The organism is Pseudomonas sp. LAP_36, from assembly GCF_019456785.1.
Taxonomy (GTDB): Bacteria; Pseudomonadota; Gammaproteobacteria; order Pseudomonadales; family Pseudomonadaceae; genus Aquipseudomonas; species Aquipseudomonas tritici.
The window spans coordinates 16,606-29,019 of sequence record NZ_JAHZMS010000013.1; the positions used below are offsets into that span (position 1 = coordinate 16,606).

General features: G+C 60.7%; 10 protein-coding genes, 4 tRNA genes and 1 pseudogene. 10 read left to right on the plus strand and 5 right to left on the minus strand.

The features are described 5' to 3' along the window. Positions 1 to 68: 68 nt before the first annotated feature. Positions 69 to 1,130, plus strand: coding sequence for an AI-2E family transporter (locus JBO08_RS26400; protein WP_065872646.1), 1,062 nt, complete (start codon positions 69 to 71; stop codon positions 1,128 to 1,130). Positions 1,131 to 1,168: 38 nt separating this feature from the next. Here JBO08_RS26400 and JBO08_RS26405 read toward each other — a convergent pair whose 3' ends face one another. Next, positions 1,169 to 2,206, minus strand: coding sequence for a HAMP domain-containing sensor histidine kinase (locus JBO08_RS26405; protein WP_065891398.1), 1,038 nt, complete (start codon positions 2,204 to 2,206; stop codon positions 1,169 to 1,171). Continuing rightward, positions 2,206 to 2,970, minus strand: a complete 765-nt coding sequence (locus tag JBO08_RS26410) for a response regulator (RefSeq protein WP_065872756.1) — start codon at positions 2,968 to 2,970, stop codon at positions 2,206 to 2,208. Before JBO08_RS26410 ends, JBO08_RS26405 begins: the two co-directional genes overlap by 1 nt. 259 nt (positions 2,971 to 3,229) lie before the next feature. Between JBO08_RS26410 and pyrF the strand changes: the two genes are divergently transcribed. Beyond that, entirely contained in the window at positions 3,230 to 3,928 is a 699-nt protein-coding gene (gene pyrF, locus JBO08_RS26415; protein ID WP_065872644.1) for an orotidine-5'-phosphate decarboxylase, read from the plus strand. Positions 3,929 to 4,065: 137 nt separating this feature from the next. On the opposite strand, the gene JBO08_RS26420 is transcribed toward pyrF, so the two are convergent. Continuing rightward, positions 4,066 to 5,073, minus strand: coding sequence for an NADP-dependent oxidoreductase (locus JBO08_RS26420; RefSeq protein ID WP_065872643.1), 1,008 nt, complete (start codon positions 5,071 to 5,073; stop codon positions 4,066 to 4,068). Between the two features lie 240 nt (positions 5,074 to 5,313). Between JBO08_RS26420 and JBO08_RS26425 the strand changes: the two genes are divergently transcribed. From JBO08_RS26425 to JBO08_RS28595, 4 genes and pseudogenes are all read left to right on the plus strand, one after another. Continuing rightward, on the plus strand, positions 5,314 to 6,075 hold the full coding sequence (locus JBO08_RS26425) for an SDR family oxidoreductase (RefSeq protein ID WP_065872642.1): 762 nt from the start codon (positions 5,314 to 5,316) through the stop codon (positions 6,073 to 6,075). A gap of 204 nt (positions 6,076 to 6,279) precedes the next feature. Further along, the gene (locus JBO08_RS26430) at positions 6,280 to 7,692 is read left to right on the plus strand and encodes a PLP-dependent aminotransferase family protein (RefSeq protein WP_220075234.1); all 1,413 of its coding nucleotides are present in this window, start codon (positions 6,280 to 6,282) and stop codon (positions 7,690 to 7,692) included. Positions 7,693 to 8,688: 996 nt separating this feature from the next. After that, positions 8,689 to 8,913 (plus strand): annotated as a pseudogene (locus JBO08_RS28590) (HAMP domain-containing protein); the annotation flags it as partial. An 18-nt stretch (positions 8,914 to 8,931) separates the two neighbouring features. Further along, positions 8,932 to 9,774: a methyl-accepting chemotaxis protein gene (locus tag JBO08_RS28595; protein ID WP_405045954.1), complete on the plus strand. Its 843-nt coding sequence runs from the start codon at positions 8,932 to 8,934 to the stop codon at positions 9,772 to 9,774. A 36-nt stretch (positions 9,775 to 9,810) separates the two neighbouring features. Here the strand turns inward: JBO08_RS28595 and JBO08_RS26440 are convergent, their stop codons facing one another. Then, entirely contained in the window at positions 9,811 to 10,623 is an 813-nt protein-coding gene (locus JBO08_RS26440; RefSeq protein ID WP_065945639.1) for an alpha/beta fold hydrolase, read from the minus strand. A gap of 117 nt (positions 10,624 to 10,740) precedes the next feature. Continuing rightward, positions 10,741 to 11,511 carry a hypothetical protein gene (locus JBO08_RS26445; protein ID WP_065872638.1) on the minus strand — a complete coding sequence of 257 codons (771 nt, stop codon included), beginning with the start codon at positions 11,509 to 11,511 and terminating at the stop codon, positions 10,741 to 10,743. Positions 11,512 to 11,870: 359 nt separating this feature from the next. Between JBO08_RS26445 and JBO08_RS26450 the strand changes: the two genes are divergently transcribed. The 4 genes from JBO08_RS26450 to JBO08_RS26465 all read left to right on the plus strand — a co-directional run bounded on the left by JBO08_RS26450 (position 11,871) and on the right by JBO08_RS26465 (position 12,286). After that, positions 11,871 to 11,946 (plus strand) — tRNA-Glu (locus tag JBO08_RS26450). 4 nt (positions 11,947 to 11,950) lie between these two features. Beyond that, positions 11,951 to 12,026 (plus strand) — tRNA-Gly (locus JBO08_RS26455). Between the two features lie 104 nt (positions 12,027 to 12,130). Then, positions 12,131 to 12,206, plus strand: a tRNA-Glu gene (locus JBO08_RS26460). A gap of 4 nt (positions 12,207 to 12,210) precedes the next feature. After that, positions 12,211 to 12,286, plus strand: a tRNA-Gly gene (locus JBO08_RS26465). Positions 12,287 to 12,414 lie beyond the last annotated feature (128 nt).

Consider the following 12,414-nt stretch of genomic DNA (forward strand, 5'->3'; position numbering starts at 1 on the left):
TGACCAGGCGAACGGACCCGCGCCGTTCGCCTAAGCTGTCTTCCTAAGTCTTCTTCTAGAGATACCCCATGCTCAATAACGATCGCCTGCTGGTGCAAATCCTGCTGCTGGTGCTGTTTGGTGCCAGTCTATGGGTGATGGCACCGTTCTGGTCGGCGCTGTTCTGGGGCGCAGTGCTGGCGTTTGCCAGTTGGCCACTGATGGTCCTGCTCACGCGTTGGCTCGGCGGCCGGGAGTCTCTGGCGGCCGCCATCCTGACGCTAGGCTGGATGTTGCTGGTGGCAGTGCCGCTGGTGTGGCTGGGCTTCAACCTCGCGGACCATGTGCGCGACGCGGTGGCGTTGATCAAGGATATCCAGGTTGACGGCTTGCCGGCGGCGCCTACCTGGCTCGGTTCGATTCCCTTTGTCGGCGAGCGGCTGGTGGCAACCTGGGACAGCATCGACCAACAAGGCGCGGCCTTGATGGTCAGCATCAAGCCGTACCTGGGGCAGGTTGGCAATTGGTTGCTGGCGCGCAGTGCGCAGATCGGCGGCGGCATTCTTGAACTGACGTTGAGCCTGGTGTTCGTGTTCTTTTTCTATCGAGACGGGCCGCGCTTGGCGATGTTCGTCCACCGTTTATTGGAACGCTTGATCGGCGAACGCGCGGGCTACTACATCGAACTGGTGGCTGGCACCGTACAACGGGTAGTCAACGGCGTGATTGGCACCGCCGCCGCCCAGGCGGTGCTGGCACTGATCGGCTTCCTGATCGCCGGCGTACCGGGCGCGCTGGTGCTGGGCGTCGTCACCTTCCTGCTCAGCCTGATCCCCATGGGCCCGCCGCTGGTGTGGATCCCTGCCACGGCCTGGCTGGCCTGGAAAGGTGATTACACCTACGCGGTGTTCCTCGGTGTATGGGGCACGTTCATCATCAGCGGCGTGGACAACGTGCTCAAGCCCTACCTCATCAGTCGGGGCGGCAATCTGCCGCTGGTCATTGTGTTGCTCGGCGTGTTCGGTGGTTTGATTGCCTTTGGTTTTATCGGCCTGTTTATCGGCCCGACCTTGCTGGCGGTGGCCTACAGCCTGTTGACGGATTGGAGTGCGACCCAGGCTCAGGGGCGTCGGGAAGATAAGCCGCTGTAACGGTTGTATGAGGGCTAATGTGGGAGCGGTGCTGGGCCTCAGGCCCTGGGCAACCACATCACGGCCGTCAGTCCACCACCAGGGGTTTCCTCCAGGTTCAGGCGACCGCCGAGGCGTTCCGCCGCTTCCTTGGAAATCGTCATGCCCAGGCCGACGCCGCCGGAGTTGCGGTTGCGTGAGCCTTCCAGCCGGTAGAACGGCTCGAACACCGCTTCACGCTTGTCGGCGGCGATGCCCGGGCCATGATCGATGACGCGGATGACCAGTGCCTCGTGACTGTCCGTCAGCTCGATGCGTGCCGAGCCGGCATAACGCAAGGCGTTGTCGATCAGGTTGTTCAGGCATGAACGCAAGGCCATCGGCTGCACTTGCAACGGCGCGCAGGTGCCGGCGAATTGCACATCCGAACCCTGGTCCTGGGCGTTTTCGCTCATCGACTCCACCAGCGCTTGCACGTCCAGCCAATGCCGGGTTTCGCTGGTGCGTTGTTCGTGCAGGTAGCTCAGGGTGGCGTCGAGCATGCCGATCATGTCGTCCAGGTCCTGGCGCATCTGGCCCTGCAGCCGCGTATCTTCGATCTGTTCCAGGCGCAGCTTGAGGCGTGACAGCGGGGTACGCAGGTCATGGGAGACCGCACCGAGCATGCGCGCGCGTTGGCTGACCTGTTCGCGGATGCGTTTTTGCATCAGGTTGAAGGTCGATGCCGCCTGCCGCGCTTCCAGCGGCCCGGACTCTTCCAACGGCGGGCTGTCGAGGTCCAGGCTTAAACGCTCGGCCGCCTCGCTGAGGCGTTGAATCGGTCTGCTCAACAGCTTGGCCCCGTACCAGGCGGCGATAATCAGTGAGACAAATTGAAACGTCAGGGGCACCACCGGGCCGCCAAACCAGGGGCGGTGGTGCTCTTTGCCCTCCGGTACCATTGTTCCGTCCGGTTGCTCGATAAACCGCTCAGGCGGTGGCGGCGGCGGTTGGCCGTAATGGTGGAACCAGAAGAACGCCAGCGCGTGGGCCAGCACAATCGCTACCAGCAACACGCCAAACAGCCGACCAAACAGCGTATTGAAGGGGGCACGCATCAGCCAATATCCCGCGCGTCGAACAGGTAGCCTTCGCCACGCACGGTCTTGATCAACTGCGGTGCCTTGGGATCATCCCCGAGTTTCTGCCGCAGTCGCGACACCAGCAAGTCGATGCTGCGATCAAAGGCTTCAATTGAGCGGCCACGGGCTGCATCCAACAACTGCTCGCGGCTCAGCACGCGGCGCGGGCGTTCGATAAACACCCACAGCAAGCGGAATTCCGCGTTGGACAGCGGCACCACCAAACCATCGTCGGCCACCAGCTGGCGCAGCACACTGTTCAGGCGCCAGTTGTCGAAGCGGATATTCGCGCGCTGTTCAGTACGGTCATCACGCACGCGGCGCAGGATGGTCTGGATGCGCGCCACCAGTTCGCGCGGCTCGAACGGCTTGGACATGTAGTCATCGGCGCCCAGTTCCAGGCCGATAATGCGGTCGGTGGGTTCGCAGCGGGCGGTGAGCATCAGGATCGGGATGTCCGATTCCGCGCGCAGCCAGCGGCACAGCGAAAGGCCGTCCTCGCCTGGCAGCATCAGGTCGAGCACCACCACGTCAAAGGTTTCGGCTTGCATGGCTTGGCGCATCGTGGTGCCGTCGGTGACGCCGGTGGCGAGAATGCCGAAGCGGGCCAGGTAGTCGATCAGCAGTTCGCGAATCGGCACATCGTCGTCAACGATCAGCGCACGGGTGTTCCAGCGCTTGTCATCGGCGATCACCGCGGCTTTTTGCTCGTCGTTCATAAAGACGGAAGGGGTATGCATAATGCGATCATCTGCCTGGTCGTTGCGGTCAGCATAGGCGCCCAGCCCCATGGCTGGAAGTGCTGGTCGGTGGGTCGTGCAGGCGAGGCTAGCCGTAGGGCGTGTTGTGGGCATGTCGTGAATGTATCAGCTTTGAAATAATCTCCAGAAATGCCCGCCTGACGGCGCTTGGTCAGTATTTACCGATCATCGGATCCCGCAACGGCGCTGCTTGCGCTACAATCCGCGCCGATTTCGACTTGCCTGAGAGCCCATTCCAATGTCCGTCTGCCAGACTCCTATCATCGTCGCCCTGGATTACCCCACTCGTGACGCCGCACTGAAGCTGGCTGACCAGTTGGATCCCAAGCTTTGCCGCGTCAAAGTCGGCAAGGAACTGTTCACCAGTTGCGCCGCGGAAATCGTCGGCACCCTGCGTGACAAAGGCTTCGAGGTGTTCCTCGACCTGAAATTCCACGACATCCCGAACACCACCGCCATGGCGGTCAAGGCTGCCGCCGAAATGGGCGTGTGGATGGTCAACGTGCATTGCTCCGGCGGCCTGCGCATGATGGCCGCCTGCCGTGAAGTGCTGGAACAGCGCAGCGGCCCCAAACCGCTGCTGATCGGCGTGACCGTGCTCACCAGCATGGAGCGTGAAGACTTGGCCGGTATTGGCCTGGACATCGAGCCCCAGGAGCAAGTCCTGCGCCTGGCCGCCCTGGCGCAGAAAGCCGGCCTCGATGGCCTGGTGTGTTCGGCGCTGGAAGCGCAGGCGCTGAAAACCGCGCACCCATCGCTGCAACTGGTGACGCCGGGCATTCGGCCGGCGGGCAGCGCCCAGGATGACCAGCGCCGTATCCTGACCCCGCGTCAGGCACTGGATGCGGGTTCGGATTACTTGGTAATTGGCCGCCCGATCAGCCAGGCGGCGGATCCGGCGCAGGCGCTGGCGGCCGTGGTAGCCGAAATCGCCTGATCGATCACAGAGCAAAATGTGGGAGCTGGCTTGCCTGCGATGCTGACAACTCGGTCTTTTAGTAATACCGAGGTGATGCTATCGCAGGCAAGCCAGCTCCCACATTGAGCAGTGCTTACAGTGGTATTCGGGGTGTGTCAGTTGACCTTGAGTACCAGTTTGCCAAAGTTCTCCCCGTTGAACAGCTTCATCAACGTCTCCGGGAACGTCTCCAGCCCCTCTACGATATCTTCCTTGCTCTTGAGCTTGCCCTGCGCCATCCAGCCGGCCATTTCCTGTCCGGCCGCGGCAAAGTTCGCCGCGTGATCCATCACCACAAAACCTTCCATTCGCGCGCGATTGACCAGCAATGACAGGTAGTTGGCCGGGCCCTTCACGGCTTCCTTGTTGTTGTATTGGCTGATGGCACCGCAAATCACCACGCGCGCCTTCAGTGCCAGGCGGCTGAGGACGGCGTCGAGAATATCGCCGCCGACGTTATCGAAATACACATCCACGCCCTTGGGGCATTCGCGCTTGAGCGCGGCGGGCACGTCTTCGCTTTTGTAATCGATGGCGGCGTCGAAGCCCAGTTCATTCACCAGGAACGTGCACTTGTCTGCACCGCCGGCAATGCCCACCACGCGGCAGCCTTTGAGCTTGGCGATCTGCCCGGCAATGCTGCCCACGGCGCCGGCCGCGCCGGAGATCACTACGGTTTCGCCTGCCTTGGGGGCGCCGGTGTCCAGCAACGCGAAATAGGCCGTCATGCCGGTCATGCCCAGGGCAGACAGGTAGCGCGGCAAAGGTGCGAGTTTTGGATCAACCTTGTAGAAACCACGCGGCTCGCCCAGGAAGTAATCCTGCACACCCAAGGCACCGTTGACGTAGTCCCCGACCGAAAATTTCGGGTTGTTGGACGCAATCACTTTCCCCACACCCAGCGCACGCATCACTTCACCGATGCCGACCGGCGGAATGTAGGACTTGCCTTCATTCATCCAGCCGCGCATGGCCGGGTCGAGGGACAGGTATTCGTTGCGCACCAGCACTTGCCCATCCTGGGGTGTGCCCACCGGCACTTCCTGGTAGGTGAAGGTTTCCCGGGTAGCCGCGCCGACCGGGCGCTTGGCGAGCAGGAATTGGCGGTTGGTCTGGGCGGTCATGGCAGGGACTCTTCTGGAAATGAAGCTGAAGTCATAGACCCTGAACGGCCAGGGAGCAAGGTTCACCCAATGCGCGAATGCTTGTCGATAGGCATTGCTGATAGTCAGCCTAGGTCTGTTATCACTGCGATCCATGCAGCCTTAACCGGCCTTTTGATAGTGCTGACGCGTCCGGCGTGGCGTTGGCTAGACTCGGCCCACGGTTAGATTCCCCATAAAACACTCTGCAGGACATCCTCCATGAGCATGACGTTTTCCGGTCAAGTCGCCTTGGTAACCGGTGCCGCCGCCGGTATTGGCCGCGCCACCGCCCTCGCATTCGCCGCCGAAGGCTTGAAGGTCGTGGTTGCCGACCTGGATGCAGCGGGTGGCGAGGGCACCGTCGCCCTGATCCATCAAGCGGGTGGCGAAGCGCTGTTTGTACGCTGCAACGTCACGCTGGAGGCCGATGTGCAGCAATTGATGGCCCAGACCATCACCGCCTATGGCCGCCTGGACTACGCCTTCAATAACGCCGGGATCGAGATCGAGAAAGGCAAGCTGGCCGACGGCAGCCTGGATGAGTTCGACGCGATCATGGGCGTCAACGTCAAAGGTGTGTGGCTGTGCATGAAGTACCAGTTGCCGCTGCTGCTGGCCCAAGGCGGCGGGGCAATCGTCAACACGGCGTCGGTCGCGGGTTTGGGCGCGGCGCCCAAGATGAGCATTTACGCCGCTTCCAAGCATGCGGTGATCGGCCTGACCAAATCGGCGGCCATCGAGTATGCGAAGAAGAAAATCCGCGTCAATGCGGTCTGCCCGGCGGTGATCGATACCGATATGTTCCGGCGTGCCTATGAAGCCGACCCACGCAAAGCCGAATTTGCCGCCGCCATGCATCCGGTCGGGCGCATTGGCAAGGTCGAGGAGATCGCCAGCGCGGTGCTCTACCTCTGCAGTGATGGCGCGGCCTTTACCACTGGCCAGGCCTTGGCGGTGGACGGGGGTGCTACGGCTATCTAGGACCTCACGTCGCCCGCTATTCGAAAAGGTTTGGGAGGGCTGTGGGGCGTTTCCATAGCTGGCAATGGGCCCTGTCAGAATGTGTATCAGTAGGTAAATAACTTAATAAAATCAATACTTTAATAAGATTTGGCGACGGGTTGCGAGGGGCTTCTGTGCTTAACTGTTCTGGGTTGAATAACAAACAGTTGAAGTGAGTGGCGCATGGATTTAGGGATCGATCGACAAGCCCTTGTACCGGTGGTGCAGCAAATCATCAGCGCAGTGGCGCAGTGGATTCGCAACAGTGGGGCGAGCCCCGGTACACGCTTGCCGTCCATTCGACAGGTGGCCCTCGATAACCTGCTCAGCCAGTCCAGCGTGATCGAGGCGTTCGAGCGGATGGTCGCCCAGGGCTTGCTGGTGTCGAAGCAAGGCTCGGGGTTCGTGGTCGCGCAGCCGTCCGGCTTGCATGAGGGCCAATGGTACGAAGGCGCAGAGCGGGAATGGGGGCCGTTCGTCGATAACCCAATGGGTGAGCTGAAACTGGGCTGCGGCTGGTTGCCGGATGCCTGGCGCGAAAGCGATGACATCAGCTATGCGATTCGGGAAGTCACCCGTACCGACACCGCCGGCTTGTTCAACTACAGTACCCCATTGGGGTTGCTGGCGCTGCGCGAGCAACTGCTTAAGCGACTGACCCAGATCCACATTGCCACCCACCTTGACCGCATTCTCACCACGGCAGGCGCCAGCCATGCACAGGACTTGCTGATACGCACGCTGCTCAAGGCTGGCGATTGCGTGGTGGTCGAAACGCCGGGGTACGGCAACCTCTATCGGCAGCTGGCGTTCCACGGCGTGCAACTGCTGCAAGTGCCGCGCACCCAAGGAGGCCCGGACCTTGCGGCGCTGGAAGCATTGCTGCAGCGGCATCGGCCCAAGTGCCTGTTCATCAACAGCCTGTATCACAACCCCACCGGCACCAGCCTGAACCGCACAGTGGCTGAACGTTTGCTGGAACTGGCGCACCGCGAGAACTTCCTGATCATTGAAGAGGATGTGTTCGGCGACCTGCAACCCGCCAGTTGCACGCGGCTTTCAGCGTTGCCCCATGGTGACCGGGTGATCTACGTCGCAAGCTTTTCCAAGACCCTGAGCAGTGCCCTGCGCGTGGGTTTTCTCAGTGCCAGCACGGTGATCATCGCGCAACTGGCGAGCCTCAAGACCATGACCGGGTTTGGCACCTCGCGATTTGCCGAGGCGGTGGTGGCCACGCTGCTGGCTAATGGCACCTATCGCAAGTGGGTGCAGCGCCTGCGCAAGCGACTGCGTGCGCAAATGGCCGCTACGTTGCAGGTACTGGAGGACGAGGAGTGGGAGGTGTTCGCCAAACCCGCTGGCGGTATGTTCCTGTGGGCACGGCCAGGAGTGGGGGATCGGTCACGGGTGCAGGGGTGTGCCCGGCGGCTCGGCGTCTTGTTGTCGCCGGGGGCGCTGTTCAGTCCAACCGGCGAACCCAGTGACTGGCTGCGCATCAATGTGGCCTATGCGGCCGATCAACGAGCCTTGGCGTTGTTCCGCGCCATGGGGCCTGCCAAATCGACCTCAACCATCCTGAAAACGACGAGCGTGTAGCTTTTTGCCATTATTGTGGCGCCAACGACTTGTGTTCAATGCCTTGTGGTTGCGAATCTCGCCTGAGTTAACCGGGCTTGATGGCATCTGCCATTGCAAGAGGATTCAAGTGCAATGATTTCGGCCGTGCAACGACATTTCGCCAACCTCGGTATGGCAAAGAAACTGGGCTTGGGCTTCACGCTGGTATTGCTGCTGACCGCGTTGGTCGCGGCCATCGGCGTGTGGTCCCTGCAATCCGTTGGGCAGCGTTTTGAGGGCCTCAAGGCCATGTCTTCGCTCAACAGCGGCCTGCTCAAGGTGCGCCTGATCGAGCAGGACTACGCGTTGCATGCCGACCCCAAGGCCGTCGATGCCCTGCATGAGAGTGTCGATACCCTGGCAGCGCTCGCGGCCAGCCTCAAGGCTCAATCGCCCGCCAACGTGCCGGTGATGACCGATGTCGAGCAAGCATTGGCGGAATACCGCAAGGCATTCGATGAGTTTGTCGAATTGACCCAGACCAAGGACCTGGCCTTGGAAATGGCCAGTTGGTCGGTGTCCAGCGTGGCGAACAACCTGGACGTCTTGCAGGCCGGGCTGGCAGATGACGGTGCCTATGGCCTGAAGGAAAGCCAGGGCAAGGAGGGCGCTGAGTTTATCGAGCAGGCGGGACAGGTCAGCCAAGTCTCACGCTTGATGTTGCAAGCCATGAACGAAGCCCATGTGCGTCTGGATCAGAGCCGCAAAGTGAGCGAGGAAGACACCGAGCAGGGCAAGATCGAGCAGGCGGACCAGGCCCTGGTGCAGGTCGAGCAACTGAAGACCTCGGTCAAGGATTCGGGCTACCAGACCGTGCTCAACGAAGTCTCCGGGCATATCGCCGGGTTCAGTGAAAAGCTCGGCGAATACACCGGCCTGCTGGCGCAGGAGAAAGTGGTCTACAAACAGTTGCATGATCGGGCGGAGCAAGTGGTCAGCCGGGTTAACCAGGCTTACAGCGCCGAAGATCAGTCGATGCAGGCGCAGTTAAAGAAAAGCGCAGGGCTGATCATCGGTTCTTCGGCCCTGGCACTGCTGGTAGGGTTGATTGCGGCGTGGGTGATAACCCGATTGATCGTTGCACCGCTGCGCAGTGTGATCGCCGTGGCCCAGCAGATTGCCGCCGGCGACTTGAGCGGGCGCATGGAAGTCAGTCGTCGCGATGAAATCGGCCAGTTGATGCAGGCGATGCAGCAGATGGGCAGTGGCTTGAGCCAAATGGTCAGTGGCCTGCAAGCCGGTATCGAACAACTGGCCAGCTCGGCGCATTCATTGTCCAGCGTCACCGAGCAGACCAATATCGAAGTCAGCAGCCAAAAAGAAGAAACCGAACAGGTTGCCACGGCGATGAACCAGATGACCGCCACCGTGCACGACGTGGCGCGCAATGCCGAAGAGGCTGCGCAAGCCGCGCAGACGGCGGACGACAAAGTCGACAGTGGCCAACGGGTGGTGCGCCAAAGCCTGCAGCGCATTGAATTACTAGCCACCTCCAGCACCAGTGCCAGCACCAGCATCGAGAGCCTGAGCGCGGAGATCCAGCATATCGGCACCGTGTTGAGCGTCATCAAAAGCGTGGCTGAACAGACCAACCTGCTGGCCCTTAACGCCGCCATCGAAGCCGCCCGCGCGGGCGAACAGGGGCGGGGTTTTGCGGTGGTCGCCGATGAGGTGCGCGCGTTGGCCAAGCGCACCCAGCAATCCACGGAAGAAATCGAGCGGTTGGTCAGTACCTTACGCAGTGCGGCGCAGTCGTCCGTGCAGCAGATCCAGCAAAGCGGCGAGCTGGTGAAGCTGGCAGTGAGCGATGCGCTGGAAACCGAAAGCGCCCTGGGCAGCATCGCAGTGGCGGTGTCGTTGATCCAGCAGATGAACCAGCAGATTGCCGCTGCGGCCGAGGAGCAAAGCTCGGTGGCCGAAGAGATCAACCGCAGCGTTACCAGTATCCGTGCCAGTGCGGATCAGTCGGCGCTGAGCATGCAGGGCAACGCTGCGTCGAGTATTCAACTGGCGCAGTTGGGGGCGGAGCTCAAGGGCATGGTGGGGCATTTCCGCCTGTGATCGCAGCGTGTGGGCTGCGATCACAGGGGAGGGCGGTCAGGCGTGGTTGGCCAGGAAGGTCAGCAGCGCTTCGTTGACGAAGTCCGGATTTTCCCTCGCACTGATATGGCCGGCCTGCGGAATCAGGATCAGGCTGCAGCCGATCAGGCCGGCCATCTCCTCGGACTCGGCGGGAGGGCGCGGTTTGTCCTGTTCGCCACACATTACCAAGGTAGTATCGGCATCCAGGCGTGGCAGCTGCGCCAGCACATCCTCGCGACTGAAGATCAACCGGCCCAGGGGCACGATGCTGCGCAGCAGGCGCTCTTTGGAGTAACCCTGCAATTGCTTGCGGAAATCCTGGTACAGCGCTGATTCACGATCGATGCCTGGGCGGAAGAAGATCGGCGCAATCACATCCAGCAAAGGTTCAGGGATGGCGCCGGCGTCTTCGATCATCTTGAACAGCGAGAAATAGTACTGGCGCGTGGCCTCGGGCTCGGCGCCGAGGTAGGTGTCCATCAGCACCAGGCTGTTGACCCGCTCGGGTGCGAGCAACGCCAGCCGCGCCCCCCACATGCCACCGACCGAGAGACCCACCAGGTTGATGTGTGCGATGTCCAACTGGTCCAGCAGGGCCAGGGCCTGGCGTGCGAGGTCGTCGAGGGAATGGGTTTGCGCCGGCAGCGGGCCGGACTCGCCATGGCCCCACAGCTCGGGCACGATCACGCGGTACTGTTGCGACAGGGCTTCGACCTGCGGCGACCACATGTCGCGGTCCCACAGGTAGCTTGAGCCGAGCAGGACGACGGGGCCGGAGCCCTGGTCGACGTAGTGCAGCGGTTGTCCATCAATGACGGCGACAGGCATAGCAGGCCTCTGACTTCACGGTGTGAGGGGCACTTTTTTACGCTAGTCGAGGGGCGGGGGATAGATGCAAAGTGATGGCATGTGGCGAACAGGGTTCGCCACATGGAGAGGGGCCAATCAGTCGTAGATGGCTTTTTTCTTCCATTCCGCGTCGGCGTCGACCACTTTGAGGCCTTCGGTCAATTCGTTGACCTCGTCTTCGGCAGGCTTGCTGTTGGTCAGTACCGTGGAGTTGGCACGGACCAGTTGGGCTTCCAGTTGTTGCAGCTGCGCGCTGTAGATCACCGGCTCCGGTTGTTTGCGTAGGTACTGCACGCCACGTTCGAATGCCAGGCGCGCCTGGCCCGGCTGGCTTTGCTGCAAGGCATGCTGGCCGAGGTTGTTGAAGAACTCGATATGCAGCAACACCAGGATATGGCGGATTTCCTTGATCCAGTGCTTGGCCTCGTTGGTCGACAGGAAGCCGTCCTGGGCCGCGCGGGTGACCTGGCCGTGCAGGGCTTCAAGCAGGAAACGCACGTCCTTGGCCTTGGCTTCGGTCTGGATCGGCGCGGGCGGGTTGTTCACCGGGATCGATTCACCCTGGGCCACCAGCGTATTCAGCTCGGCAATGCGGGCCTTGATCGGTGTGCTGGTCTTGTTGAGGTTCAACAGCCGCTGGTTAACGTTGAGCTCCAGTCGGGTCAGCAACAGTTTGAGCGCCGGGGTCATCAACTGGCCGGGAAAGGTCTCGGTGATCTCACCGCAACGGCGTAGCCGATCATTGAGTTCGATTTCGGTACGTTTCTTTTCCAGCTTGTTGTTTTCCACCACGTGGTTCATATAGCCAATGGCAATCAGGATGGCGATAACGGCTATTACCAACAGGGTGATCATGAGTGGTGTCACCGGTGTGACCTCTTTATAGGGTTTACAGTGGAGTGTAGTGACTGGGCGTTGCGGCGGATAGAACTGATCGACCAGTTGCCCAGGTAGTTTGCTTCTATATAGATAGGCGTTCCCTGCATGGATGCACATTGCCATCATTTGCCGGAGTGAACTATAGCGTCTTGTCGGGCGCCAGAATATAGGCGTCAAAGCCCGAACGGGCATAACGCCCGCACAATCCCGGAAAGCAGGGGGAAGTCATTGATTTAAATAAATTTATCCTTGGGGGTTGACGACCTTTCAATCCATCCATAGAATGCGCGCCACTTACAGCGTAAAGCACACAGCGAAACGCGGTAGGGAGTGAATGTTGTACGTGTGTCCCCTTCGTCTAGTGGCCTAGGACACCGCCCTTTCACGGCGGTAACAGGGGTTCGAGTCCCCTAGGGGACGCCAATATGCGGGAATAGCTCAGTTGGTAGAGCACGACCTTGCCAAGGTCGGGGTCGCGAGTTCGAGTCTCGTTTCCCGCTCCAAATTTATGCAGTGTTGCTCTCGGGCGACACTGAGTGAAACCAGGGCATGATCTTCGGATTTAATCTCTGGGCACTGAAATACACACCATGTGTTTCAGTAGCGTGTCCCCTTCGTCTAGTGGCCTAGGACACCGCCCTTTCACGGCGGTAACAGGGGTTCGAGTCCCCTAGGGGACGCCAATATGCGGGAATAGCTCAGTTGGTAGAGCACGACCTTGCCAAGGTCGGGGTCGCGAGTTCGAGTCTCGTTTCCCGCTCCATATTCAATGAAAACGCCGATCAGAGATGATCGGCGTTTTTGTTTGCGCGCTCGAAAAGGCAGGCGTGATATCGCGTAAGGTTTGCGATTTATCGCTTTGCTCGAATCAAGGGCTCGCCATTGCGGCGA

Coding starts and splice junctions, on each gene's coding strand:
- JBO08_RS28595 (WP_405045954.1), top strand. CDS start 8,932: ATGGTCAGTGGCCTGCAAGCCGGTATCGAACAACTGGCCAGCTCGGCG.
- JBO08_RS26410 (WP_065872756.1), bottom strand. CDS start 2,970: ATGCATACCCCTTCCGTCTTTATGAACGACGAGCAAAAAGCCGCGGTG.
- JBO08_RS26400 (WP_065872646.1), top strand. CDS start 69: ATGCTCAATAACGATCGCCTGCTGGTGCAAATCCTGCTGCTGGTGCTG.
- JBO08_RS26405 (WP_065891398.1), bottom strand. CDS start 2,206: ATGCGTGCCCCCTTCAATACGCTGTTTGGTCGGCTGTTTGGCGTGTTG.
- JBO08_RS26420 (WP_065872643.1), bottom strand. CDS start 5,073: ATGACCGCCCAGACCAACCGCCAATTCCTGCTCGCCAAGCGCCCGGTC.
- pyrF (WP_065872644.1), top strand. CDS start 3,230: ATGTCCGTCTGCCAGACTCCTATCATCGTCGCCCTGGATTACCCCACT.
- JBO08_RS26440 (WP_065945639.1), bottom strand. CDS start 10,623: ATGCCTGTCGCCGTCATTGATGGACAACCGCTGCACTACGTCGACCAG.
- JBO08_RS26430 (WP_220075234.1), top strand. CDS start 6,280: ATGGATTTAGGGATCGATCGACAAGCCCTTGTACCGGTGGTGCAGCAA.
- JBO08_RS26425 (WP_065872642.1), top strand. CDS start 5,314: ATGAGCATGACGTTTTCCGGTCAAGTCGCCTTGGTAACCGGTGCCGCC.